20 protein-coding genes are annotated in these 23,946 nt (G+C 73.6%); all 20 read left to right on the forward strand.

Annotation, left to right across the window (positions count from 1 at the left end):
* The first annotated feature begins 683 nt into the window (after positions 1-683).
* The 20 genes from ruvX to argH all read left to right on the forward strand — a co-directional run bounded on the left by ruvX (position 684) and on the right by argH (position 23,689).
* The gene (ruvX, locus tag ABZ249_RS30750) at positions 684-1,172 is read left to right on the forward strand and encodes a Holliday junction resolvase RuvX (protein WP_220559955.1); all 489 of its coding nucleotides are present in this window, start codon (positions 684-686) and stop codon (positions 1,170-1,172) included.
* Positions 1,169-3,775: an endolytic transglycosylase MltG gene (mltG, locus tag ABZ249_RS30755; protein WP_355269761.1), complete on the forward strand. Its 2,607-nt coding sequence runs from the start codon at positions 1,169-1,171 to the stop codon at positions 3,773-3,775. The genes ruvX and mltG overlap by 4 nt, the downstream gene beginning before the upstream one ends.
* Entirely contained in the window at positions 3,775-4,599 is an 825-nt protein-coding gene (locus tag ABZ249_RS30760) for a shikimate dehydrogenase (RefSeq protein ID WP_355269763.1), read from the forward strand. The genes mltG and ABZ249_RS30760 overlap by 1 nt, the downstream gene beginning before the upstream one ends.
* A gap of 392 nt (positions 4,600-4,991) precedes the next feature.
* The gene (infC, locus tag ABZ249_RS30765) at positions 4,992-5,564 is read left to right on the forward strand and encodes a translation initiation factor IF-3 (RefSeq protein ID WP_260697233.1); all 573 of its coding nucleotides are present in this window, start codon (positions 4,992-4,994) and stop codon (positions 5,562-5,564) included.
* Between the two features lie 197 nt (positions 5,565-5,761).
* Entirely contained in the window at positions 5,762-5,956 is a 195-nt protein-coding gene (rpmI, locus tag ABZ249_RS30770; protein ID WP_073384074.1) for a 50S ribosomal protein L35, read from the forward strand.
* Between the two features lie 160 nt (positions 5,957-6,116).
* Entirely contained in the window at positions 6,117-6,488 is a 372-nt protein-coding gene (rplT, locus tag ABZ249_RS30775) for a 50S ribosomal protein L20 (RefSeq protein WP_220559957.1), read from the forward strand.
* Between the two features lie 32 nt (positions 6,489-6,520).
* Complete coding sequence (locus ABZ249_RS30780) at positions 6,521-7,366, forward strand: RNA methyltransferase (RefSeq protein ID WP_220559958.1); 846 nt, start codon at positions 6,521-6,523, stop codon at positions 7,364-7,366.
* A gap of 276 nt (positions 7,367-7,642) precedes the next feature.
* Entirely contained in the window at positions 7,643-8,809 is a 1,167-nt protein-coding gene (locus ABZ249_RS30785) for a PAS domain-containing sensor histidine kinase (protein ID WP_355269766.1), read from the forward strand.
* A gap of 183 nt (positions 8,810-8,992) precedes the next feature.
* On the forward strand, positions 8,993-10,111 hold the full coding sequence (gene pheS / locus ABZ249_RS30790) for a phenylalanine--tRNA ligase subunit alpha (RefSeq protein WP_355269768.1): 1,119 nt from the start codon (positions 8,993-8,995) through the stop codon (positions 10,109-10,111).
* Positions 10,111-12,600 (forward strand): phenylalanine--tRNA ligase subunit beta, encoded by a 2,490-nt coding sequence (pheT, locus tag ABZ249_RS30795; RefSeq protein ID WP_355269770.1) that lies wholly within the window; start codon positions 10,111-10,113, stop codon positions 12,598-12,600. The genes pheS and pheT overlap by 1 nt, the downstream gene beginning before the upstream one ends.
* 475 nt (positions 12,601-13,075) lie before the next feature.
* Positions 13,076-14,302 carry an aminotransferase class III-fold pyridoxal phosphate-dependent enzyme gene (locus ABZ249_RS30800; protein ID WP_355269801.1) on the forward strand — a complete coding sequence of 409 codons (1,227 nt, stop codon included), beginning with the start codon at positions 13,076-13,078 and terminating at the stop codon, positions 14,300-14,302.
* Positions 14,303-14,484: 182 nt separating this feature from the next.
* Positions 14,485-14,958 carry a MarR family transcriptional regulator gene (locus tag ABZ249_RS30805; protein ID WP_220559962.1) on the forward strand — a complete coding sequence of 158 codons (474 nt, stop codon included), beginning with the start codon at positions 14,485-14,487 and terminating at the stop codon, positions 14,956-14,958.
* Positions 14,959-15,127: 169 nt separating this feature from the next.
* Entirely contained in the window at positions 15,128-16,579 is a 1,452-nt protein-coding gene (locus tag ABZ249_RS30810; protein ID WP_355269772.1) for an FAD-binding oxidoreductase, read from the forward strand.
* A gap of 121 nt (positions 16,580-16,700) precedes the next feature.
* The gene (gene argC, locus ABZ249_RS30815) at positions 16,701-17,729 is read left to right on the forward strand and encodes an N-acetyl-gamma-glutamyl-phosphate reductase (protein WP_355269774.1); all 1,029 of its coding nucleotides are present in this window, start codon (positions 16,701-16,703) and stop codon (positions 17,727-17,729) included.
* 26 nt (positions 17,730-17,755) lie between these two features.
* Positions 17,756-18,535, forward strand: coding sequence for a bifunctional ornithine acetyltransferase/N-acetylglutamate synthase (locus ABZ249_RS30820; RefSeq protein WP_355269776.1), 780 nt, complete (start codon positions 17,756-17,758; stop codon positions 18,533-18,535).
* Positions 18,532-19,533, forward strand: a complete 1,002-nt coding sequence (argB, locus tag ABZ249_RS30825; protein WP_355269778.1) for an acetylglutamate kinase — start codon at positions 18,532-18,534, stop codon at positions 19,531-19,533. Before ABZ249_RS30820 ends, argB begins: the two co-directional genes overlap by 4 nt.
* Positions 19,530-20,735 (forward strand): acetylornithine transaminase, encoded by a 1,206-nt coding sequence (locus ABZ249_RS30830; RefSeq protein WP_220559967.1) that lies wholly within the window; start codon positions 19,530-19,532, stop codon positions 20,733-20,735. The genes argB and ABZ249_RS30830 overlap by 4 nt, the downstream gene beginning before the upstream one ends.
* Positions 20,732-21,679, forward strand: a complete 948-nt coding sequence (gene argF, locus ABZ249_RS30835) for an ornithine carbamoyltransferase (RefSeq protein WP_355269780.1) — start codon at positions 20,732-20,734, stop codon at positions 21,677-21,679. The genes ABZ249_RS30830 and argF overlap by 4 nt, the downstream gene beginning before the upstream one ends.
* Positions 21,676-22,209: an arginine repressor gene (locus ABZ249_RS30840; RefSeq protein ID WP_220559969.1), complete on the forward strand. Its 534-nt coding sequence runs from the start codon at positions 21,676-21,678 to the stop codon at positions 22,207-22,209. Before argF ends, ABZ249_RS30840 begins: the two co-directional genes overlap by 4 nt.
* Before the next feature lie 64 nt (positions 22,210-22,273).
* A complete protein-coding gene (argH, locus tag ABZ249_RS30845) occupies positions 22,274-23,689 on the forward strand; it encodes an argininosuccinate lyase (protein WP_220559971.1) in 1,416 nt (471 codons plus the stop codon).
* The last annotated feature ends 257 nt before the right edge of the window (positions 23,690-23,946 follow it).

Consider the following 23,946-nt stretch of genomic DNA (forward strand, 5'->3'; position numbering starts at 1 on the left):
GATGTAGCTGTGCCTGAGTTCGAGAGATGCGCGTATCGTCTCTGACAGGAAGCTCTTGGTTTCAGCCGACGGACGGCGGGCGGACCGCGGCACCGCCGCCTCGCCCGGCGCCCTCCGAGGGCGGGAGCCTTCGGCCCCGTCGGCGCCGCGCGACCTCCGGCGGCACAGGAGGACGTCCGGGAGCAGGCTCCGGGCGCCCCGTGCCCGCCGGGCGGCGGCCCTCGTTCGGCCGCCGCTCCCGGCGTGGTCTTCGCAACACGGGCGTGGTGACACAGCGTGACACACAGTGCCGGGTAGTATCACGACCTGTGACGATTCGGGCGAACGCGGTCGTCCGCGCTCCCGGCTCCGGCCGTGTGGGCGCGATCGGACGCCATGACGGGGGATTCGCGTGACTTACACTCGGATGCGGCCTCCACGGCCGCCCCGCATCCCGTACAGCGGCGGACCGAACGCCCGGACCGTGAGCCGGAGCCCACTCCGCGTGACCCGGGCTGCGTACGGTCATCGAATCGGGCATACTGTGGCGCGTCACAGCCGATCAAACGGCCGTCTGCGCGGACTTTCCCCGCGATCCACCTGACGAACAGGACCACCGTGTCGAGGATTCTCCCATCGCGGTGCCGTACCCGTACCGGGACGGCCCGCCCCTGCCGCCTTCCCCGAACCGGGGGGCGCTCCTCGTGAGGAACGGTGTCCGCCTGGCCGTCGACCCCGGCAACGCCCGCATCGGTGTGGCCGTCAGCGACCCCTCCGGTACGCTCGCCAGCCCCCTGGAGACGGTGCCGCGCGGCAGGGGCGACAAGAACCGGATCGCCCTGCTGGTCCTGGAGAAGGAGGCACGGGAGGTCATCGTGGGTTACCCTGCCTCTCTGTCAGGAGAGGAGGGGCCGGCCGCCCGGTCGGCCCGGGAGTTCGCGGCGTCGCTGGCCGGACTCCTGCACCCCGTCCCCGTCCGTCTGGTCGACGAACGCCTCACCACGGTGACCGCGCAGGGACACCTGCTCTCCGGAGCCTCCTTCAGTAAGAAGGGCGCCAAGGGCGGACGCGCCCGTCGGTCGGTCATCGACCAGGCGGCGGCCACGGTCCTCCTTCAGAGCGCCTTGGACCAGGAACGGTCGACAGGCCGGCCCCCGGGCGAGATCGTCCGCTCCAGCCAGGGAGAATCATGAACGACAGGGATGACTACCCCGAAAATCCCTATCGTGGACGCGCCGACCGCGACAGCGGTCGCGACTACGACCCGCGCGGCGGCCCCGCGCGCGGCCGACGCGCCCGCCCGGAGGCCTCCCCGTGGGCCGACTCCGAGGCGTCCGGCCCCCGGCACCCGGGGCCCTCGACCGGCGAGTTCCGGACCCCCCGCTACGCTCCCCGGCCCGACCAGGAGTACGACCCGCTGAACCCGGGCCGCTCCGACCGCGACCAGGAGCCCGCGGCGCCGCAGCGCCGCGGCGGCGCCGCCGACGCGCTGCGCGGCGGCCGTGCGGCCCGCTCCGGCGCCCGCCGCTCGCGCGACACCGGTCCCGACACCGCGGGACGGCCGCCCGCCGCCGACACCACCCAGGACGCCCTGGCCACGCTGGCCGGCCTGGGTTCGCCCGCGGGGCCCGCCCCCGCCGAGGAGGAGCCGCCGCGCCGCGCCCGCCGCGAGCGCCCCGAGCCCGACCCCGCTCCGCCCGCGGCCGGGGAGGAGGCGCCGCGCGCCTCCCGCCGCGGCCGCCGCGCCGCCGAGGAGCCCCCGCGCCGCGGGCGCGGGGGCCGCAAGCGCGGCCGCCGGGACGAGGAGCCCGGCTTTCTGGACGGTCTGCCCGAAGACACCGGGGCGTTCGACGCCGTCCCCTTCCCCGGCGTGAACAGCTCCGCCGACACCGGGGCGTTCGCCGCCCTGTCCGAAGAGGACCTGCGGCCGCGCGGCGCCCGCGGCGACGGATCCCCCGACTCCGGTTCCTTCGACTCCACCCCGCGCCGCGGCCGCCGCCACCGCGGGGTCCCCGCCGAGGAGGCCGCCGAGCCCGCCGAGGACACGGGCCGCACCCGCTCCGGCCGCCGCCGCCGCGGCCCGGTGGAGGAGCCGCCCGCGGAGTCCGGCGCGTTCATCGCCGACGCCCCGCCCCGGGGCCGCCGCGCCCGCCGGGCGCAGGCACCGCAGGACACGGGAGCCCACGACACGGGCTCCTACGACACCGGGTCCTACGACACGGGTTCCTACGACACCGGGTCCTTCGACACCGGTCCGCGCGACACGGGCCCCCACGACACGGGGTCCCACGAGAGCGCGCCGTTCCGGGACGCCCCCGACGACGACGCCTTCGCCGCCCCGGCGCAGGAGGCCCCCCGCCGCTCCCGGCGACGCCGGAGCGCGGCGGCCGACGAGGCGCCCGAGCCCGAGGAGGCCGGCGAGTCCGAGGACGCCGGATACGGCGCCCCGGCCGACGACGACGAGGAGCCCCCCGCCCGGCGCGGCCGGGGCCGCGGCCGACGCGGCGGCGCCCGCCGCGGGGGACGCCGGCGCGGCCGCCGCGAGGAGGAGCCCGCGGAGGAGCCGGAGGCGTCCGAGGACGCCGGGTCCGAAGAGGACGACCACGACGACTACGAAGAGCCGGCCCTGGCCGACATCGCCGCCGCCTACGGGGGCGGCCGCAGCAGCCGCAAGAAGGCCAAGGAGCTCAAACGCGCCCGCCTGGCCCAGCAGCAGCGCACGCCGGAGGGCCGCCGGGCCAAACGGCGCGGCAAGGGCATGATGATCCTGCTCGTCCTGGCGCTCATCGCGGTCATCGGCGGCGGCGGGTTCTTCGTGATGCGCACCTACGTCTTCCCGCCGGACTTCGACGGCGCGGGCGAGGGCGAGGTCGTCTACGTGATCGAGGAGAACCAGAGCGGCCTCGCCGTCGGCCAGGGCCTGACCGACCTGGGCGTGGTGGCCAGCCCGCGGGCGTTCACCAACGCCCTGGAGGACCTGTCCGAGGAGGAGCGGGGCCAGGGCCTGGTCCCGGGCAGCTACTCCCTGGCCCTGGGCATGAGCGCCGACAACGCGGTGCGGGCCCTGCTGGACCCCGACAACCGCCTCGGCGGCCGGGTCACGGTCAACGAGGGCCTGCGCAACGAGCAGGCCATGGAGGAGCTGTCCGAGGCGACCGGCGTCCCCTACGAGGAGTTCGAGGCGGCCCACTCCCGGCCCGACGAACTGGGCCTGCCCGAGTACGCCGAGGGCGAGGCCGCCGGGTACCTGTTCCCCTCGACCTACATGTTCGACCCCGGCACCGACGCCCAGACCATGCTCAAGACCATGGTCCAGCAGTTCCACGCGACGGCCGAGAAGGTGCGGCTGGAGGAGAGGGCCGCCGAGCTGGGCCTGACCCCCGACGAGGTCATGGCCGTCGCCTCCATCGTCCAGGCCGAGAGCGGCAGCAAGGAGGACATGCCCAAGGTCTCCCGGGTGATCTACAACCGCCTGGAGATCGACATGAACCTGGGCATGGACAGCACCTGCTTCTACGCCATCGGCGAGTACGGCATCGCGCTGAACAACGACCAGCTGGCCGCGTGCGCCGCGGACACCAGCGGGTTCGACACCTACCACAAGCCCGGCCTGCCGCCGGGGCCCTTCGTCGCCCCCGGCGAGGACGCCATAATGGCGGCGCTGGAGCCGGCGGAGGGGCCGTGGCTGTACTTCGTGGCCACCGACCCGGAGAACGGCGTCACCGAGTTCACCGACAGCGAGGCCGAGTTCGAGCTGCTCAAGCAGGAGTTCATGGAGAACTGGAGCGGCGGCTGATGCGCGCGGCGGTCCTGGGCTCGCCGGTCGCCCACTCCCTCTCCCCGGTCCTGCATGCCGCCGCCTACGCGGCGATGGGCCTGGACGACTGGTCCTACGGGCTGCACGAGTGCGGCGAGGAGGGGCTGGCCCCCTTCCTCGCCGGGCTCGGCCCGGACTGGGCCGGGCTCTCGCTGACCATGCCGCTCAAGCGGCGGGCGCTGGAGCTGGCCGACCGGGCCGAGGACCTGGCCGTCCGCGTCGGCGGGGCCAACACCCTGGTCCGCGAGGGCGGCGGCTGGGCCGCCCACAACACCGACGTCGAGGGCATCGTCACCGCCCTGGCCGAGGCCGGGGTGGACGCCCCCCGCAGTGCCACCGTCCTGGGCGCCGGGGCCACCGCGGCCTCGGCCCTGGCCGCCCTGCGCGGGCTCGGGCTCACCGCCCCGGTCACGGTCCTGGCCCGGGACACCTCCCGGGCCGACGAGGTGGTCGCCGCCGCCGGGCGCCTGGGGCACCCGGTGGAGGTCGCCCCCCTGGCCGAGGCCGAGCGCCACCTCGGCGTCGACCTCGTCGTCTCGTCGCTGCCCTCGGGCGCGGCCGACGGCCTGGCCGGGCCGCTGGCCGAGAGCGGCGCGGACCTGTTCGACGTGGTGTACTCCCCCTGGCCCACCGCCGCCGCCCGCCGGGTCGCGGAACGGGGCGGCCGGGTCGTGGGCGGCTTCCCCATGCTGCTGCACCAGGCGGTGGCCCAGGTGCGACTGATGACGGGCCGGGAACGGGTCCCGGTCGAGGCGATGCGCGCCGCGGGGGAGGCCGAGCTGGCCCGCCGCGCCGCCTCCTGAGCGGCGCGGACCGGGAGGGTCCGCCCGACTGGTAGTATGAGATATCGACTTGGTCCGGTGTGCCTGTCACACTGGAACCGCAAGCGGAGATGATCCTCCCACCCGTCGGGTCACGCCCGGGCGGGTCCACCGAGTCGGCCCGATGCGTCGCCGTCGCGACGGGACCCCGCGTACGCGGAGTCCGTCCGATACGCGCGTCGCCGTGCCGTCCACCGGATCGACCCCGCTTGCACACGCTGGCGGGGTTTTCGCTTTTCCAGGGAGACCCCGACGCGGTCGGTCCATCCGCCGGAGACGGGCGGGCCGATCCAGCAGGCCGCACCAATCAGGGGCGGCCGGTCCCAGGTAATCCGAGAAAGCTAGGGAGGGGTCTCATCAGCGCCGAGCCCCGCATCAATGACCGCATCCGGGTGCCCGAGGTCCGTCTCGTCGGACCCAACGGTGAACAGGTCGGAATCGTCTCCGTGCAGGACGCCCTGCGCCTCGCCCAGGAGTCGGACCTCGACCTCGTCGAGGTAGCGCCGACCGCGCGCCCGCCGGTCGCCAAGCTGATGGACTACGGCAAGTTCAAGTACGAGTCAGCGGTCAAGGCCCGCGAAGCCCGTAAGAACCAGTCGAACACGATCATCAAGGAGATCAAGCTCCGCCCGAAGATCGACCCGCACGACTACGAGACCAAGAAGGGTCACGTGGTGCGGTTCCTCAAGAGCGGGGACAAGGTCAAGGTGACGATCATGTTCCGTGGTCGTGAGCAGTCCCGTCCGGAGCTGGGCCGCCGCCTGCTGGCGCGGCTCGCCGAGGACGTCCAGGACCTTGGCACGGTGGAGTCGCAGCCCAAGCAGGACGGCCGCAACATGGTCATGGTGATCGGCCCGCACAAGCGGCGGTCCGAGCACAAGGCCGAGGCCCGCGCGGCCGCGGCGGGGGACAAGTCCCGCCGCGAACAGCCCGACGCACAGGCCTAGCGGCTCCGGGGAAGTCCCCCACCGCCCGGCCGCCGGAAGGGACCGGGTGGTGGGGTGGGCTGTGCGCGGACATCCGAACGCGTCACGGCCGGCGTCCAGGGACCCCGCCACAGTGACGGAAGCAGTGGCGGAACAACCGTGTCGCCCGCGCCCCGCGCGCGGACCGACACGCCGACGGAGTAGGAGACGACGGCGACATGCCGAAGAACAAGACCCACAGTGGGGCCAAGGACCGCTTCAAGGTCACCGGCTCTGGCAAGATCATGCGCCGCCGTGCCAACAAGAACCACATCCTTGAGCACAAGACCTCCAAGCGCAAGCGCAAGCTGAGCAACGAGGCCGTGCTCGCCCCCGCGGACGCGAAGTTCATCAAGAAGCTTCTCGGCAAGTAGTCCGCGAACCTTCCCCTCCCACCGGAAGCGCCCCCGCGCCCCAGCGGCGCGGTGACGGCCGCCGGGTGGGATCAACCAGAAGCGAATCCGGTCGCCGGACTCCTCGGAGTCGGGCCGGTCGGCGCGCCCCGCGCGCCGGAACACACAAGAGGGAGTCACAGTGGCACGCGTGAAGCGGGCTCTCAACGCCAAGAAGAAGCGCAAGGTCGTCCTCGACCGGGCGAGCGGCTACCGCGGTCAGCGTTCGCGCCTGTACCGCAAGGCCAAGGAGCAGATGCTCCACTCGATGACCTACGCCTACCGCGACCGCAAGGACCGCAAGGGCCAGTTCCGTCGTCTGTGGATCCAGCGGATCAACGCGGCCTCCCGCGCCAACGGCCTCACCTACAACCGCTTCATGCAGGGCCTGAAGCTGGCCGGCATCGAGGTCGACCGCCGTATGCTCGCCGAGCTGGCCGTCAACGACGAGGCCGCGTTCGCGACCCTGGTGGAGACCGCCAAGAAGGCCCTTCCGGCCGAGGCCGCGGCCTGACCGGTTCCACACGGAGTCTGACGGGTAGAGCGATGGCGAGCCACGAGTTCACGAGTGTCCGGTCACCCAGGATCAAGGGGGTTCGGCGGCTCGCCAAACGCACCTTCCGCCAGCGCGAGCGGCGCTTCCTCGCCGAGGGGCCGCAGGCCGTGCGCGAAGCACTGGCCGCCGCCGGCGGTGCCGGGCGGTCCCCCTACGGCGGGACCGCCCCCGGCGTGGTCGAGGTGTACGCCACGACCGAGGCCATGCAGCGCCACCTGGACCTGATGGACGCCGCCCACACGGCGGGCGTCCCGGTCCACCGGGTCAGCCTCGACGTCATGACGGAGCTGGCCCAGACCGTCACCCCGCAGGGCGTCATCGCCGTCTGCGAGTTCGTCGACGTCCCCCTGGACGGGGTCGGCGACGTGCGCCTGGCGGCGGTCCTGTCCCACGTCCGCGACCCGGGCAACGCGGGTACGGTGCTGCGCACCGCCGACGCCGCCGGGGCCGACGTGGTCATCTTCACCGACGCCTCCGTGGACCCCTACAACGGCAAGTGCGTGCGGGCCTCTGCCGGGAGCCTGTTCCACCTGCCCATCGTGGTGGGCGTCCCGGTGGCGCGTGCGGTCGACTTCCTGCGCGAGCGCGGTGCCCGGGTCTGGGCCGCCGACGGCGGCGGGCCGCGGGACCTGCACGAGGTCGCCGACGGCGGGGACCTGGACGGCCCGGTCGGCTGGGTCTTCGGCAACGAGGCCTGGGGCCTGCCGGAGGAGACCGTCCGCCTGACGGACGGCGCGGTCAGCGTCCCCATCTACGGCGGGGCCGAAAGCCTGAATCTGGCCACGGCCGCGGCCGTGTGCCTCTACACCACCGCGCGCCAGCAGCGGCGCTCCTGAGGGCCGGCGGGGATTTCCGGCGCCGACGCGCCACTCGCATTGGCAAATGCACGTGCACGGGGTGTCGGTGCCGATAGGGTCTGAGCGGGATCACGGTGGCGCCCCCCGATGCGCCACCCGCCCCGACGTGGGCGGAGATCCCTGTTCAAGAGGCGTACCGGACGGACGTGCCGGGTAGATCTGCGGTGGTGGTCGCGGATGCCGGCGCCATCGGTCGGCGGCACGCAGGCGCGGATGCCCTGCGTCCGTGGACCTACAAGGGGAGCGGGGAGAGGCGTGGGCAGCGGCCGGCAGGTGGATCACCCGGTGGAGGACGGAGAGGGTGCACACCCCTCCGACGCCCCCCCGGACGACGGCACCGGAGGCGACCCGACCCCCGCACCGCTGTGGGACGTGGACGACACCGTCACCGGCCACGCCCCGCTGCACGCCGACGACCTGCCCGACGGCGTCGTCGTCGCCGACGCCCGCGGCCGCGTCATCCTCTACAACGCCCAGGCCGCCCAGCTCACCGGCATCCCCGCCGCGGACGCCCTGCGGCGCGACTTCCGCGCCGCCCTGCCGCTGGTCGGCGCGGACGGCAACGACTGGTGGGAGGCCAGCGACCCCTACGGGGGGGACCGCGGCCGCACCCGCCAGACCGAGCGCGCCCTGTACCTGCCCGACGACCGCGAGATCCTCGTCGCCGCCCGCTACGTGCGCGCCCGCCCCGGCGGCGACCTCGTCCGCCTGGTCGTCACCCTGCGCGACGCCTCCACGCGCGCCGAGCGCAGCCGCGCCGACCTCGTCTCCGAGGTCGCCCACGAGCTGCGCTCCCCGCTGACCAGCGTCAAGGGCTTCACCTCCACGCTGCTCACCAAGTGGGAACGGCTCACCGACAAGCAGAAGCTGTTCATGCTGGAGACCGTCAACGCCGACGCCGACCGCGTCACCCGGCTCATCCACGACCTGCTCGACGTCTCCCGCATCGAGTCCGGCCGCATCGAGGTCCGCCGCCAGGTCGTCGACGTCACCGAGGTGGTGCGCCGGGTCGTCGCCGGACGCGTGGCCTCCGGCGAGTCGGAGGAGCGCTTCCGGGTCGAGACGCGCGAAGGCCTCCCGCAGATGTGGCTGGACCCCGACAAGCTCGAACAGATCCTCTCCAACCTCGTGGAAAACGGGGTGCGGCACGGCGCTGGTACTGTCAGTATCGTGATCGAGCCGTGTGAGGGAGGAGCAGCGGTGTCGGTGCGCGACGAAGGCCAGGGCATAGCGCCCGAGACCATTCCGCGCGTCTTCCGCCAGTTCTGGCGCAGCAAGCGCCGGAGCGGGACCGGCCTCGGGCTGTTCATCGTCAAGGGCCTCGTCGAGGCCCACGGCGGCACGATCACCGTCGGACGCGCCCCCAGCGGCGGTGCCGAGTTCCGATTTACCATGCCCGCCGGGACGCCCGAGTTCGTCTGAAGCCCTTCAGACCCTCCGACGCCCCCGGTGGGCTCCACGGCGTGCCCGGGACCGGTGAGTGGACCCTTCCCTGCGCGCCCGACATCCCTGAGCCTTCCCTGTCGGCCCCGTCCGCCCCACGGCGGACCGTGACCACCGCACGCCTTCCTCCTGCACGGGGACGCGGCGGTGAGGTGACCAACCATGTCTGCACCGAACAATTCCTTCGACCCGGTCGAGGTGACCCCCCTGCACCCCGACGAGGTCGCCCGCATGCGCGAGGAGGCACTGGCCGCCATCGCAGCGGCGAAGGACCTCGCCGAACTCAAGGAGGTCCGTCTCGCCCACGCCGGCGACCGGTCTCCGCTGGCCCTGGCCAACCGCGAGATCGGGGCGCTGCCCCCGGCGGCCAAGGCCGACGCGGGCAAGCGCGTCGGCGGCGCCCGCCGCGACGTCGGCCAGGCCCTCAAGGAGCGCCAGGCCGCCCTGGAGGCCGAGCGCGACGAGCGCGTCCTGGTCGAGGAGCGGGTCGACGTCACCCTGCCCTGGGACCGGGCCCCGCGCGGCGCCCGCCACCCGCTGACCACCGTCGCCGAGCGCATGGCCGACGTGTTCGTCGGCATGGGCTTCGAGATCGCGGAGGGCCCCGAGGTCGAGGCGGAGTGGTTCAACTTCGACGCCCTCAACTTCCAGCCCGACCACCCGGCCCGCACCATGCAGGACACCTACTTCGTGGAGGGCCCCGGCGGTGGGGACTCCGGCATGGTCATGCGCACCCACACCTCGCCGGTGCAGGTCCGCGCGCTGCTCTCGCGCGAGCTGCCCGTGTACGTGGTCGCGCCGGGCAAGACCTTCCGCACCGACGAGCTCGACGCCACCCACAGCCCGGTCTTCCACCAGCTGGAGGGCCTGGTCGTGGACAAGGGCATCACGATGGCGCACCTGCGCGGCGCCATCGACGCCTTCGTCGGGTCCATGTTCGGGGAGGGCCTGCGCACCCGCTTCCGCGCCTCCTACTTCCCCTTCACCGAGCCGTCGGCCGAGGTGGACATGGAGTGCTTCGTGTGCCGCGGCGCGTCGGTGGGCGACCCCGACAACCCGTGCCGCACCTGCTCCAGCGAGGGCTGGATCGAGCTCGGCGGCTGCGGCGTGGTCAACCCCCGCGTGCTCGTCGCCGCCGGGGTCGACCCCGAGGTCTACAGCGGCTGGGCCTTCGGCCTGGGAATCGAACGGACACTGATGTTCGCGCACGGCGTGCGCGACATGCACGACATGGTCGAGGGCGACATCCGCTTCACCTCGGCGTTCGGGAGTGAGAACTGATGCGCGTCCCCCTTTCCTGGCTGCGGGAGTACGTCGACCTGCCGGCCGACGTCACCGCACGTGACCTGGCCTCGCGGCTCACGCTGGCCGGGCTCGAGGTCGAGACCGTCGACACCCTGGGCGCCGACCTGACCGGCCCCGTCGTCTACGGGCGCGTCCTGGAGATCGAGGAGCTCACCGGGTTCAAGAAGCCCATCCGCTACTGCCGGGTGGACGTCGGGTCGGCCAACGGCACCGGCGAGCCCCAGCAGATCATCTGCGGCGCCCGCAACTTCGCCGAGGGCGACCTCGTCGTCGTCTCGCTGCCCGGCGCCGAGCTGCCCGGCGGCTTCAGGATCGGCGCCCGCAAGACCTACGGCCGGATGTCCGAGGGCATGATCTGCTCGGCCACCGAGCTGGGCCTGTGGGAGGACCACAGCGGCATCGTCATCCTGCCCGAGGGCTTCGGCGAGGTCGGCGAGGACGCCATCGGCCCGCTCGGCCTGCGCGAGGACGTCATCGACATCGCGGTGACGCCCGACCGCGGCTACGCGCTGTCGATCCGCGGTGTGGCCCGCGACACCGCCTCCCTGTACGGCGTCGCGTTCCACGACCCCGCCGACGTCGCCGCGTCCGCCCCCGCGGGCGAGGGCCACCCGGCCGCCATCGCCGACGACTCCCTGTGCGACAGCCTCGTCCTGCGCGGCGCCACCGGCTTCGACCCCGACGCGCCCAGCCCGCTGTGGATGAAGCGCCGCCTGCACCAGTGCGGGGTGCGCCCCGTCTCCCTGGCCGTCGACATCACCAACTACGTGATGCTCGAGCTCGGCCAGCCGCTGCACGCCTGGGACCGCGACCGCCTCACCGGCACCGTCACCGTGCGCGCCGCCGAGGCGGGGGAGAAGCTGGAGACACTGGACCACGTCCAGCGCTCCCTGGACACCGACGACATCGTCATCGCCGACGGGTCCGGCGCCCAGGCGATCGCCGGGGTCATGGGCGGGGTGGACACCGAGATCGGCCTGTCCTCCACCTCGGTCCTGATCGAGGCCGCCCACTTCGACGAGATGCACATCGCCCGGGCCTCGCGCCGCCACCAGCTCTCCTCGGAGGCCTCCCGCCGCTTCGAGCGCGGTGTGGACTCCGGCCTCCAGCTCGCCGCCGCCACCCGCGCCGTCGGGCTGCTGGCCGAGCTGGGCGGGGCGACCGTCGAGGACGCCTACACCCACCTGGACCGGGTCGCCCCGCGCGCGCCCATCACGGTGCGGGCCGGGCACGCCTCCTCGGTCTCCGGGGTCGACTACCCGGCCGGCACCACCGAGAAGTGGCTGACGGCCGTCGGCTGCGAGGTGGCCGCGGACGGGGACGTCCTGACCGTCACCCCGCCGTCCTGGCGGCCCGACCTCACCGACCCCAACGACCTGGCCGAGGAGGTCATCCGGTTCGAGGGCTACGAGAACATCCCCTCGATCCGGCCGCGCGGCTCGGGCCGCGGCCTCACCGAGGGCCAGCGGCTGCGCCGCGCCGTCGGCCGGGCCCTGGCCGACGCCGGGTACAACGAGGTGCTGTCCTACCCGTTCACCGGTGAGCGCGACCTCGACGGGCTCCAGCTGCCCGCCGACGACGCCCGCAGGGTCGCCCTGCGCCTGGCCAACCCGCTCAACGACGAGGAGCCGCTGCTGCGGACCACGCTGCTGCCGGGCCTGTTCAAGGCGCTGGCCCGCAACGTGGGGCGCGGTTTCACCGACGTGGCCCTCTTCGAGACGGGCCTGGTGTACCGGCCCGAGCCGGGTGCGACCCGCGCCCCGCTCCTGCCGGTCGACCGCGGACCGAGCGCGGAGGAGCTGGCGCTGATCGACGCCGCCCTGCCCGCCCAGCCGCGCCGGATCGGCGTCGTCATCACCGGCGACGCCGAGCGCGCCGGCTGGTGGGGCGGGGGCCGCGCGGCCACCTGGGCCGACGCGATCCAGGCCGCCCGCGAGGTCGCCCGGGTCGCCGGGGTGGAGCTGGAGGCGGAGGCCGACGCCCACGCCCCCTGGCACCCGGGCCGCTGCGCCGCACTGTACGTGCGGGTCGGGGGCGAGCGCGTGCTCGTCGGCCACGCCGGCGAGCTGCACCCGCGCACCGTCAAGGCGTTCGGGCTGCCAGAGCGCACCGCGGCGATGGAGCTGGAGCTGGACCGCGTCGAGCGGGCCCGCACCCCGGTCGTCGCCCCGGAGGTCTCCACCTACCCGGTGGCGGTCCAGGACGTGGCCCTGGTCGTGGACGAGTCCGTCCCGGTCGGCGAGATCGGCGCCGCGCTGGCGGCGGGCGCCGGGGAGCTGCTGGAGAGCGTGCGCCTGTTCGACGTCTACACCGGCGAGCAGGTGGGCGAGGGCCGCAAGTCGGTGGCCTTCACCCTGCGCTTCCGCGCCGCCGACCGCACGCTGACGGCGGAGGAGGCCGGCGCCGCCCGCGACGCCGCCGTGGCCGCGGCGGCCGAGCGCACCGGCGCCGCGCTGCGCGCCTGACACGCCGCGCCGGCGCACCGCGCCACCGCGAGGGGCCGTCCCGTCCATCGACGGGGCGGCCCCTCCCGCGTTCCCCGGGCCCGTGTCCTCCGGGGCCCGTGTTTCCCGGAGATGGCCGCCGGAAGACGGAACGCTCTCCCGTGGAGGGGACGCGGAGAACTTTTTTCGGCCCTGTTCTCCCAGCGTGTCATGGGTTTTCCGGACCATGTGCCGGGGTAGCCGGAATGACCCCGGTGTTTCGGGGCATGAAAGTTCGTTTCGTCTCTTGCTGTGAGGCGTCCCCCACATTTAGCCTGCAAGCACCCGCCCCTCCCAGGGCGCCCGGGGGCGGGGACCGCAGTATTCCCGGCAGCGCGTCGTCGTTCGCGCACGTCCACGGTTCGGAGGTCGCCCTATGACCGAAACGGCTCTCCCGTTCGTTCCCGCCGCCCCGCAGGTGCGGGAGCCCGGCCGCCTCTGGCACACCTTCTGCGATATGAACACGGTCCGCAAGGGCCCCGAGTTCACGGTGGCGCGCGCCGAGGGCGTGTGGCTCTGGGACGAGGCCGGCGACCGGTACCTCGACGGCACGGCCAGCCTCTGGTACTGCAACGTCGGCCACGGCCGCCCCGAGATCGCCGAGGCCGTCCACCGTCAGATGCTGACCCTGGACGCCTACACCGTCTACGGGGACTTCTCCAACGCCCCCGCGGCGCGGCTCAGCGAGCGGCTGGCCGCGCACGCCCCGGTCGACGACCCGCGGGTGATCCTCACCTGCGGGGGAGGGGAGTCCATCGACACCGCGGCCAAGCTGGCCCGCCGCTTCCACGCCGTCACCGGGGCCCCGGAGCGGGTCCACCTGATCAGCCGCACCGGCGGCTACCACGGCCTGCACGGGTTCGGCACCAGCGTGATCGGCATGGAGCGGTTCCGCACCGGATACGGGCCGCTGGTCGAGGACGTGTCGGTGGTCCCGCACGACTCCGCGGCCGCCCTGGAGGCGGAGATCCTGCGGGTGGGCCCCGGGCGGGTGGCCGCCTTCTTCGCCGAGCCCGTCATCGGGGCGGGCGGGGTGTACGCGCCGCCGCCGGACTACTTCACCGAGGTGGCCCGCATCTGCGAGCGGTACGGCGTGCTGTTCATCGTCGACAGCGTGATCTGCGCGTTCGCCCGGCTGGGCGACTGGTTCGGGATCGAGCGCTTCGGGGTGCGGCCCGACATGATCGTCTTCGCCAAGGGCGTCTCCAGCGGCTACCTGCCGCTGGGCGGCGTGGTGGTGAGCGGCCGGGTGGCCGATCCGTTCTGGTACCGGGAGGGCCACCCCTTCCTGCACGGCACCACCTACGCCGGGCACCCGACGGCCTGTGCCGCGGCCATGGCCAACCTGGACATCCTGGAGCGGGAGGACCTGTTCACGGTGTCCCTGGAGGTGGAGCGGCAGCTGGACGGGGCCCTGCGCCCCCTGGCCGACCACCCGCTGGTCGCGCAGGTCCGCTCGGGCACCGGGGTGATGGCCGCGGTGGAGCTCACCGAGGAGGCGCTGGCCGGGAGGGGGATCACCACGGCGGAGGTGTTCGCCGAGGCGCGTGCGCGCGGGGTGATCCTGCGGCCGGTCCCGACGGCGCTGCTCATCTCGCCGCCGCTGACCATCACCTGGGAGCAGATCGACCACCTGGTGTCCACCCTGGCCGGAGCCCTGGACGCGGTGGCCGCCCGCCACTGAGGCCGGCTCTTCCGAGGGCCGCCTTCCGCGGAGCACCGCGGGGGGCGGCCCTCGGGCTGCCGGGGCCGCGCCCCGGCCGCAGGGGAGCCGGCCGGATGAAATATTTTCCTTGGAAAAGACTTTCCCGTGCTCCCATCATCCGGTATTGTTTCTCGGGAAGATACTTCTTGAGGGGGCGGATCATGACCGCACGGCCGACCGAGGACACCGCGACGCTCACCGACGACGACCTCATCACCGCCTGGGGCCTGCTGCACGAGGCCATGAACGGCGTCCACCCCAGGCTGCTGCGCGGCATCACCCCCGACGGCAAGGACATGGCCGGGCCCTGGTTCGAGGTCCTCATACGCCTGCAGCGCACCCCCGGACACCGGCTCCCGATGAGCCGCCTGGCCCGAGAGGTCAGTCTCAGCACCGGCGGCTTCACCAAGCTCGCCGACCGGCTCGAACGCGAGGGGTACCTCAAGCGCGAGAACTGCTCGTCCGACCGGCGCGTGGTCTACGCGACCCTCACCCCCCAGGGGGTGGAGTTCATCGGCCAGGTGCGGGTCAAGCACGTCGAGCGTCTGCGCGAGCACGTCCTGGGGCCGTTGGGCGAGGAGGGCGTGCGCACCCTGTCCGCGGTCGCGCGCACGCTCCGTGACAGCACGGTCTGACCCCGGATCACCCGTCGGAAACGCTCGGTAGTCGATTCCCCGGTCGGAATGTCGCCGTGTCCGTACGAAAGTACGGAAAACGTCCCACCGGCCTTCGTTCCCGTGTAGGTTGGCGGATGTTCGAGGGCTCCGGGGGAGGGGTCCCAACGGTAAGGCCCCGGGGGGAATCATGGGACTGTTCACCACTGCCGCGCAGCTGAGGCCGATCCCCCGGTCCCCCCGGTTCGCCAACGGCTCCGTCTCCTTCTGGTTCCGTGACATCGGCCTTCCCGAGCGCAGGGACCCGCTGCCCGGCACCGCCGACTACGACGTCTGCGTCGTCGGCGCGGGGTACACGGGGCTGTGGACCGCCTACTACCTCAAGAAGGCGCAGCCCGACCTGCGCATCGCGGTGGTCGAGCGCGAGTTCGCCGGCTTCGGCGCCTCCGGCCGTAACGGAGGGTGGCTGTCGGCGGAGTTCGCGGGCTCCCGCGAGCGCTACGCGCAGTCACACGGCAAGAGCGCGTTCATCGCCCTGCAACGCGCGATGATGAGCACCGTCGACGAGGTCATCTCCGCCGCGGCCGCCGAGGGCATCGACGCCGACATCGTCAAGGGCGGCATGCGCCTGGTCGCCACCAACGCCGCCCAGCGCGACCGGCTGGCCGAGGACATCGAGTACCTCCAGGAATGGGGGTACTGGCCCGACGACATCCACATGCTCCCCGAGGGGCACACCCCCTCCCTGGCCGTCGCCGACGCGGTCGCCTGCGCCTACTCCCCGCACGCCGCGCGCGTGCAGCCCGCCAAGCTGGTCACCGGCCTGGCCAGGGCGGTCGAGGCGCTGGGGGTGACCATCTTCGAGGGCACCGCCGTGGAGGAGATCCGCCCCCGCCGGGGCGTGGCCCGCCCGGCCGTGGTCACCGACCACGGCACCGTCTACGCCGACCACGTCGTGCGCGCCACCGAGGGCTTCACCTCCACCCTGCGCGGCCAGCGCCGCGAATGGCTGCCGATGAACTCCTCGATGATCGTCACCGAGCCCGTTCCGGCCCAGGTGTGGGACAAGATCGGCTGGGAGGGCCGCGACGTCCTGGGCGACACCGCGCACGCCTACGTCTACGCCCAGCGCACCGCCGACGACCGCATCGCCATCGGCGGCCGGGGCGTGCCCTACCGCTTCGGCTCGGCCCAGGACAAGGACGGCGCCACCCAGCCCCAGGCCATCGCCGAGCTGTGGCGCGCGCTCACCCGCATGTTCCCGGACGTGGCGGAGGTGCCCGTCGAGCACGCCTGGTCCGGCGTCCTGGGCGTGCCCCGCGACTGGTGCCCCAGCGTGCACATGGACACCGAGACCGGCATCGGCTGGGCCGGGGGCTACGTCGGCAGCGGCGTGGCCACCAGCAACCTGGCCGGGCGCACCCTGCGCGACCTCATCCTGGGCCGGGACACCGAGCTCACCCGGCTGCCCTGGGTGGGCCACCAGGTGCGCGGCTGGGAGCCCGAGCCGCTGCGCTGGGTCGGCACGCAGGTCATCTACGGGCTCTACCGCACCGCCGACCGCCGCGAGTCCAAGACCTCCGAGGAGAAGGCCCACACCTCCCGCCTCGCCGGCATCGCCGGGCGCATCGCCGGCCGCTGACCGGACGCCGCCGTACCGGGGCCGGTGTGAGCGCGCTCGCACCGGCCTTCCTCCGATCTGGCTTGCATAAATTTGCAGCAGTGTGCATGATAGTTCAGTCATTGAGAGTGAGGGGAGCACCATGGGTTACAACGCGGCGGTCGCCGGGGCCAGTGGATACGCCGGAGGCGAGGTGCTCCGCCTGCTGATCGGCCACCCCGACATCGAGATCGGCGCCGTCACCGCCGCCAAGAACGCCGGGACACCGCTCATCCAGCACCAGCCGCACCTGCTCCCGCTGGCCGACCGCGTCCTGGCCCCCACCGACGTCGACTCCCTGCGCGGCCACGACCTCGTGTTCCTGGCCCTGCCGCACGGCCAGTCCGCCGACATCGCCCGGCAGCTCGGCGAGGACGTCCTCGTCATCGACTGCGGCGCCGACTTCCGGCTCGTGGACTCCTCCTCCTGGGAACGCTTCTACGGCACCCCCCACGCCGGGACCTGGCCCTACGGCCTGCCCGAGCTGCCCGGACAGCGCGAGCGCCTCACCGGCGCCAAGCGCGTCGCCGTCCCCGGCTGCCATGTCACCGTCGCCACCCTCGCGCTCTTCCCCGGCCTGGCCGAGCAGCTCGTCGAACCCGACCTCACCGTCGTCGCCGTCACCGGCACCTCCGGCGCGGGCAAGGCCCCCAAGCCGAACCTCATCGGCAGCGAGGTCATGGGCGCCCTCACTCCCTACGGCGTCGGCGGAGTCCACCGCCACAACCCCGAGATCGTCCAGAACCTCACCGCGGTCACCGGCGAACCCGTCAAGCTGTCCTTCACCCCCGTCCTGGCCCCCCTGCCGCGCGGCATCCTCGCCACCTGCACCGCCCCCCTCCGGCCCGGCACCACCGCGGAGCAGGTCCGCGCCGCCTACGAGACCGCCTACGCCGACGAGCCCTTCGTCCACCTCCTGCCCGAGGGGACCTGGCCCAGCACCGCCATGACGCTCGCCGCCAACACCACCCTCGTCCAGGTCACCGTGGACCCCGACGCCGGACGCATGGTCGCCGTCGCCGCCCTGGACAACCTCACCAAGGGCACCGCGGGCGGCGCGATCCAGAGCGCCAACCTCGCCCTGGGCCTGCCCGAGACCACCGGCCTCCCGCTCGCCGCCGTGGCCCCCTGACCACCGGAAAGCTGGAAAGGCACAACGTGAGCGTCACCGCACCCCTGGGCTTCCGGGCCGCGGGAGTCAGCGCGGGCATCGCCGTCCCCGGCGTGCGCGACGTCGCCGTCCTCGTCAACGACGGCCCCTCCCGGGCGGCCGGGGCGGTCTTCGGCTCCGGCGCCGACCGCTCGGCCCCCGCCCTGTGGTCCCGCCAGGTCCTGGCCGGCGGCCGGGTCCGCGCCGCCGTCCTCAACTCCGGCTGCGCCAACGTCGACACCGTCCCCCTCGGCTTCCAGGACGTCCACGCCCTGGCCGAGCACACCGCGGCCGCCGTCGACGACTCCGCGGCCGAGATCGCCCTGTGCGCCGCCGGACCCGTCGGCACCCGCCCGCCCCTGGACCGGCTCACCGATGGCGTCACCGCCGCCGTCGCCGAACTCTCCCGCTCCGGCGGGCTGACCGCCGCCGACGCCGTCCGCACCACCGACACCGTCGTCAAGATCGTCTTCCGGCGCGGGGACGGCTACACCGTCGGCGCCATGGCCAAGGGGCCGGACCCCTCCCTGTCCAGCGGCCTGTACATCGTCACCACCGACGCCGACCTGACCGCCGACCGGTGCCGCGCCCTCATCGCCGACGCCGCCGCCAAGACCCTCCCCCCGTTCACCGGACCGGCCGACACCGCCCTGCTCATGGCCAGCGGGGCCGCCGGCACCACCCCCGACGAGGAGGCCTTCGCGGCCCTGCTCGCCGACGTGTGCGCCGACCTGGCCGCCCAGATCGACGCCGACCCCGCCACCACGGAGCACGAGGACCGGACATGATCTCCCGAGCCACCGACAGCGCCGCCACCGGCGACGACCGGGCCCAGGCCATAGACAAGGCCGCCAACCTCATCGAGGCGCTGCCCTGGCTGTCCCGCTTCCACGGCCGCACCGTCGTGGTCAAGTACGGCGGCAACGCCATGATCAACGAGGAACTGCGCGTCCGCTTCGCCGAATCGGTCGTCTTCCTCTACTACGCCGGACTGCGCCCCGTCGTCGTCCACGGCGGCGGCCCACAGATCAGCGCCATGCTCGAACGCTCCGGGGTGGAGTCCGCCTTCACCGCCGGGCTGCGCGTCACCACCGACGAGGCCATGGACATCGTCCGCATGGTCCTCACCGGCCAGGTCAACCGCGAGATCGTCGGCCTGATCAACCGGCACGGCCCCTTCGCCGTCGGCATGTCCGGCGAGGACGCCGACCTGCTGGTCGCCGAACGCAAGAGCGTCACGGTGGACGGCCGGGAGGTCGACCTCGGCCGCGTCGGCGAGGTCACCGAGGTCAACGCGGGCGCCGTCGCCGCCCTGCTGGCCGACGGCCGCATCCCCGTCGTCTCCAGCGTCGCCCGCGCCGACGACGGCGGCGTCTACAACGTCAACGCCGACACCGCCGCCTCCGAGATCGCCGTCGCCCTGGGCGCCAGCAAGCTCATCATGCTCACCGACGTCGAAGGCCTCTACGCCGACTACCCGGCCAACACCGAGCTGGTCAGCCGCCTCAACGTCGACGAGCTCCGCGCCCTGCTCCCCACGCTCTCCTCCGGCATGCTCCCCAAGATGGAGGCCTGCCTCACCGCCGTCGAGGGCGGTGTGCCCCAGGCCCACATCATCGACGGCCGCGTCCCGCACTCCCTCCTCCTGGAGGTCTTCACCGACCAGGGTGTCGGCACGATGGTCGCCGACGAGGAACTGGAGGCGGCCCTGCTCGCCGGAGACCGCCCGCGCCCCTGGCGCCCCCACGACACCCGCACCGACCACACCGACGGAGGCAGGCCATGACCGGCTCCGAACTGCGCGAACGCTTCTCGGCCTCGCTCATGCCCAACTACGGCGTCCCGCCGATCGCCCTCACCCTGGGACGCGGCTGCGAGGTCTACGACGCCGACGGGCGCCAGTACCTCGACCTCATCGCGGGCATCGCCGTCTCCTCCCTGGGGCACGGCCACCCCGCCCTGGTCAAGGCCGTGGCCCACCAGGCGGCCACCATCGCCCACACCAGCAACCTCTTCATCAACGAGCGCGAGATCGAGCTGGCGGAGCGGCTCGTCTCCCTGCTCGGCGGCGACGCCAAGGTGTACTTCTCCAACTCCGGCACCGAGGCCAACGAGGCCGCCCTCAAGCTGGTCAAGCGCGCCGCAGGCCCGGGCCGCCACTACTTCGTCGCCGCGGGGAAGGGCTTCCACGGCCGCACCTCCGGCTCCCTGGCCCTGACCGGCAAGGACTCCATCCGCGAGCCCTTCGGGCCGTTCGGCATGGACGTGCGCTTCGTCCCCCACGGCGACCTCGACGCCCTGCGCGAGGCCGTCGACACCGGCTGCACCGCCGTGTTCGTCGAACCCACCCAGGGCGAGGCCGGGGTCGTCCCCGCCCCCGAGGGCTACCTCGCCGGGGTCCGCGAGATCTGCGACGCCACCGGCACGGCCTTCGTCCTGGACGAGATCCAGAGCGGCATCGGCCGCACCGGAGCCTGGTTCGCGCACCAGGAGGCCGGGGTGCGCCCCGACGTCCTCACCCTCGCCAAGGGGCTGGGCGGCGGCCTGCCCATCGGCGCCTGCGTCGGCTTCGGCCGCTACGCCGACGCCTTCCACAAGGGCGACCACGGCTCCACCTTCGGCGGCAACCCCATCGCCTGCGCCGCGGCCCTGGCCGTCCTGGACACCATCGAGAAGGAGGGCCTGCTCGCCCACACCGCCGTCATGGGGGACCTGCTCGCCGAGCAGCTCGACGCCATCGACCACCCCCTGCTGGCCGGGCAGCGAGGCTCGGGCCTGTGGCGGGCCCTGACCCTGACCGGTCCGCACGCCGCCCACGTCCAGGAACAGGCCGCGGTCCGCGGCTTCCTGGTCAACGCGGTCGCCCCCGACGCCATCCGGCTCGCCCCGCCACTGGTCATCACACCCGAGCAGATCGGGGTCTTCATCGAGGCCCTGCCCACCATCCTCGACGCCGCCGAGGCCGCCACCAAGGAGAAGCAGTCATGACCCGGCACTTCCTTCGCGACGACGACCTGAGCCCGGCCGAGCAGGCCCGGGTGCTGGACCTCGCCGACGCCATGAAGAAGGACCGCTTCGCCCACCGGCCCCTGGCCGGCCCGCGCACCGTGGCCCTCCTCTTCGACAAGCCCTCCACCCGCACCCGCCTGTCCTTCAGCGTCGGCGTCGCCGACCTCGGCGGCGCCCCGCTGGTCCTGGACTCGGGCAGCACCCAGATGGGCCGCGGCGAACCCCTCGCCGACACCGCCCGCGTCCTGCAGCGCCAGGTCGCCGCCGTCGTCTGGCGCACCTTCGCCCAGGCCGACCTGGAGACCCTGGCCGCCGACATCACCGTTCCGGTGGTCAACGCCCTCACCGACGAGTTCCACCCCTGCCAGATCCTGGCCGACCTCCAGACGGTCCGCGAGCACAAGGGCGCCCTGGCCGGGCTCACCCTGGCCTACCTGGGCGACGGCGCCAACAACATGGCGCACTCCTACCTGCTGGGCGGAGCCACCGCGGGGCTCCACGTCCGCGTCGGCGCCCCCGACGGCTACCACCCCGACCCGCGGGTCCTGGCCCGCGCGGCCGAGATCGCCCGCACCACCGGGGGATCGGTCTCCGTCACCACAGACCCCCGCGAGGCCGCCGCCGGGGCCGACGTCCTGGCCACCGACACCTGGGTCTCCATGGGCCAGGAGGCCGAGGCCGCCGACCGAGAGGCGCCCTTCCGCCCCTACATCGTCGACGAGGACCTCCTGTCCGCCGCCGACCCCGGGGCGATCGTCCTGCACTGCCTGCCCGCCTACCGCGGCAAGGAGATCTCCGCGGGCGTCATCGACGGGCCCCAGAGCGTCGTCTGGGACGAGGCCGAGAACCGGCGCCACGCCCAGAAGGCCCTGCTGGCCTTCCTGCTGGAGCACACCGACGCCGAAGGGGACGTGCGACGATGACCGTCGACGGGGGCGCCACCGCACCGATGACCAAGGCGGCGCGGCACGCCCGCATCACCGAGGTCCTCACCCGCGAGGACATCCGCTCCCAGGGCGAGCTGGCCAAACGGCTCGCCGAGACGGGCGTCCTGGTCACCCAGGCCACCCTCTCCCGCGACCTGGACGAACTCGGCGCGGTCAAGCTCCGCACCGCCGCCGGGCACCTCGCCTACGTCCTGCCGGGGGAGGGGGGCGAACGCCTCCAGCGCACCCGCCCCGACACCCTGGACCTGTCCCAGGCCTCCGGCGCCCGGCTCACCCGGCTGGCCGAGGACCTGCTGGTGTCGGCGGAGGCGTCCGCCAACATGGTCATCGTCCGCACCCCGCCGGGCGCCGCGCAGTTCCTGGCCTCGGCCATCGACCACACCGACTTCCACGCCATCCTGGGGACGATCGCCGGAGACGACACCATCCTGGTCATCTCCCGCGATCCCCAGGGCGGCGAGGAGCTGGCCGCCGCGCTGCTGCGGCTGGCCGACCGCAGGCCGTAGCGGCGCCCGCGCGCCGCAGGCGGCCCGCGGACCGCACCCGAACCACGTTGAGGAGAACCACACCATGGCCGACCAGCCCGAGGCGCTGCGCCTGTGGGGAGGCCGCTTCGAGGGCGGACCGGACCAGGCCCTGGCCCGGCTGTCGCTGAGCACCCACTTCGACTGGCGGCTGGCCCGCCACGACATCGCCGGATCGCGCGCCCACGCCCGGGCGCTGCACCGCGCCGGACTGCTCACCGGGGACGAGCTCGACCGCATGATCGCCGGCCTCGACCGGCTGGAGGCCGACGTCGCCTCGGGCGCCTTCACTCCCGTCCTGGAGGACGAGGACGTGCACACCGCCCTGGAGCGCGGCTTCATCGAGCGGGTCGGCGCCGAGCTGGGCGGGCGCCTGCGCGCCGGGCGCTCCCGCAACGACCAGATCGCCACCCTCGTCCGCATGTACCTGCGCGAGGAGGCCCGGGCGATCGCCGCCGGGCTGCTGGAGCTGGTCAACGCCCTGGCCGACCAGGCCGCCGCCCACCCCGGCGCGGCCATGCCCGGCCGCACCCACCTGCAGCACGCCCAGCCGGTGCTGCTGGCCCACCACCTCATGGCGCACGCCTGGCCGCTGGTGCGCGACATCGAGCGCCTGCGCGACTGGGACCGCCGCGCCGCCGTGTCCGCCTACGGCTCCGGCGCGCTGGCCGGGTCCTCCCTGGGCCTGGACCCCGAGGCCGTCGCCGCCGAGCTGGGCTTCCCCGCCTCGGTGGAGAACTCCATCGACGGCACCGCCTCCCGCGACGTCGTCGCCGAGTTCGCGTTCGTCACCGCCATGATCGGCGTGGACCTGTCCCGGCTGTCGGAGGAGGTCATCCTCTGGGCGACCAAGGAGTTCTCCTTCGTCACCCTCGACGACGCCTTCTCCACCGGGTCGTCGATCATGCCCCAGAAGAAGAACCCGGACGTGGCCGAGCTGGCCCGCGGCAAGGCGGGCCGCCTCATCGGCGACCTCGCCGGGCTGCTCGCGACCCTCAAGGGCCTGCCCCTCGCCTACAACCGCGACCTCCAGGAGGACAAGGAGCCGGTGTTCGACGCCGTCGACACCCTCCACCTGCTGCTGCCCGCGATGACCGGCATGGTCGCGACCCTGACCTTCCACACCGACCGGATGGCCGAGCTGGCCCCGCAGGGCTTCTCGCTGGCCACCGACATCGCCGAGTGGCTGGTCCGCGAGCGGGTGCCGTTCCGCGACGCCCACGAGATCGCCGGGACCTGCGTGCGGGTGTGCGAGGAGCGCGGCATCGACCTGCCCGACCTGTCCGACGACGACTTCGCCGCGATCTCCCCGCACCTGACCCCCGCGGTGCGCGAGGTGCTGGCGGTGGAGGGCTCCCTGGCCTCGCGCGCCGGCCGGGGCGGCACCGCGCCCGTCCGCGTCGCGGAACAGCTCGAACGGCTCCGCGCCGCCGTCGAGGAGAACCGCAAGGCCTTCTCCTAGACCGCGTTCTTTTGAACCTCCGGTGCGGTCCTCGCCCGCCCGTCGCCCACCGCCACCCTCAACGGATGGCCTACGGCCACAGGCTTCCCTTGAGGACCGCTCCTGCGGGGCCTCCAGAACCCCGCCGGCGCCTCGCGAACCCCCCATGGCACAGGAGGATGTTCAAGGACAGGTCCTAGTCCATTCCAGCGGTCCACACGGCAGGGCGTCCCGAGACCTCGGGGCGCCCTGCCGCGCTTCCCCCTCCCGGCACGGGG

It is taken from the genome of Nocardiopsis sp. NPDC006139 (assembly GCF_040614155.1).
GTDB classification, from domain to species: Bacteria; Actinomycetota; Actinomycetes; order Streptosporangiales; family Streptosporangiaceae; genus Nocardiopsis; species Nocardiopsis changdeensis.

Coding starts and splice junctions, on each gene's coding strand:
- mltG (WP_355269761.1), top strand. CDS start 1,169: ATGAACGACAGGGATGACTACCCCGAAAATCCCTATCGTGGACGCGCC.
- ABZ249_RS30760 (WP_355269763.1), top strand. CDS start 3,775: ATGCGCGCGGCGGTCCTGGGCTCGCCGGTCGCCCACTCCCTCTCCCCG.
- rpmI (WP_073384074.1), top strand. CDS start 5,762: ATGCCGAAGAACAAGACCCACAGTGGGGCCAAGGACCGCTTCAAGGTC.
- ABZ249_RS30780 (WP_220559958.1), top strand. CDS start 6,521: ATGGCGAGCCACGAGTTCACGAGTGTCCGGTCACCCAGGATCAAGGGG.
- pheS (WP_355269768.1), top strand. CDS start 8,993: ATGTCTGCACCGAACAATTCCTTCGACCCGGTCGAGGTGACCCCCCTG.
- pheT (WP_355269770.1), top strand. CDS start 10,111: ATGCGCGTCCCCCTTTCCTGGCTGCGGGAGTACGTCGACCTGCCGGCC.
- ABZ249_RS30800 (WP_355269801.1), top strand. CDS start 13,076: ATGAACACGGTCCGCAAGGGCCCCGAGTTCACGGTGGCGCGCGCCGAG.
- ABZ249_RS30805 (WP_220559962.1), top strand. CDS start 14,485: ATGACCGCACGGCCGACCGAGGACACCGCGACGCTCACCGACGACGAC.
- ABZ249_RS30810 (WP_355269772.1), top strand. CDS start 15,128: ATGGGACTGTTCACCACTGCCGCGCAGCTGAGGCCGATCCCCCGGTCC.
- argC (WP_355269774.1), top strand. CDS start 16,701: ATGGGTTACAACGCGGCGGTCGCCGGGGCCAGTGGATACGCCGGAGGC.
- argB (WP_355269778.1), top strand. CDS start 18,532: ATGATCTCCCGAGCCACCGACAGCGCCGCCACCGGCGACGACCGGGCC.
- ABZ249_RS30830 (WP_220559967.1), top strand. CDS start 19,530: ATGACCGGCTCCGAACTGCGCGAACGCTTCTCGGCCTCGCTCATGCCC.
- argF (WP_355269780.1), top strand. CDS start 20,732: ATGACCCGGCACTTCCTTCGCGACGACGACCTGAGCCCGGCCGAGCAG.
- ABZ249_RS30840 (WP_220559969.1), top strand. CDS start 21,676: ATGACCGTCGACGGGGGCGCCACCGCACCGATGACCAAGGCGGCGCGG.
- argH (WP_220559971.1), top strand. CDS start 22,274: ATGGCCGACCAGCCCGAGGCGCTGCGCCTGTGGGGAGGCCGCTTCGAG.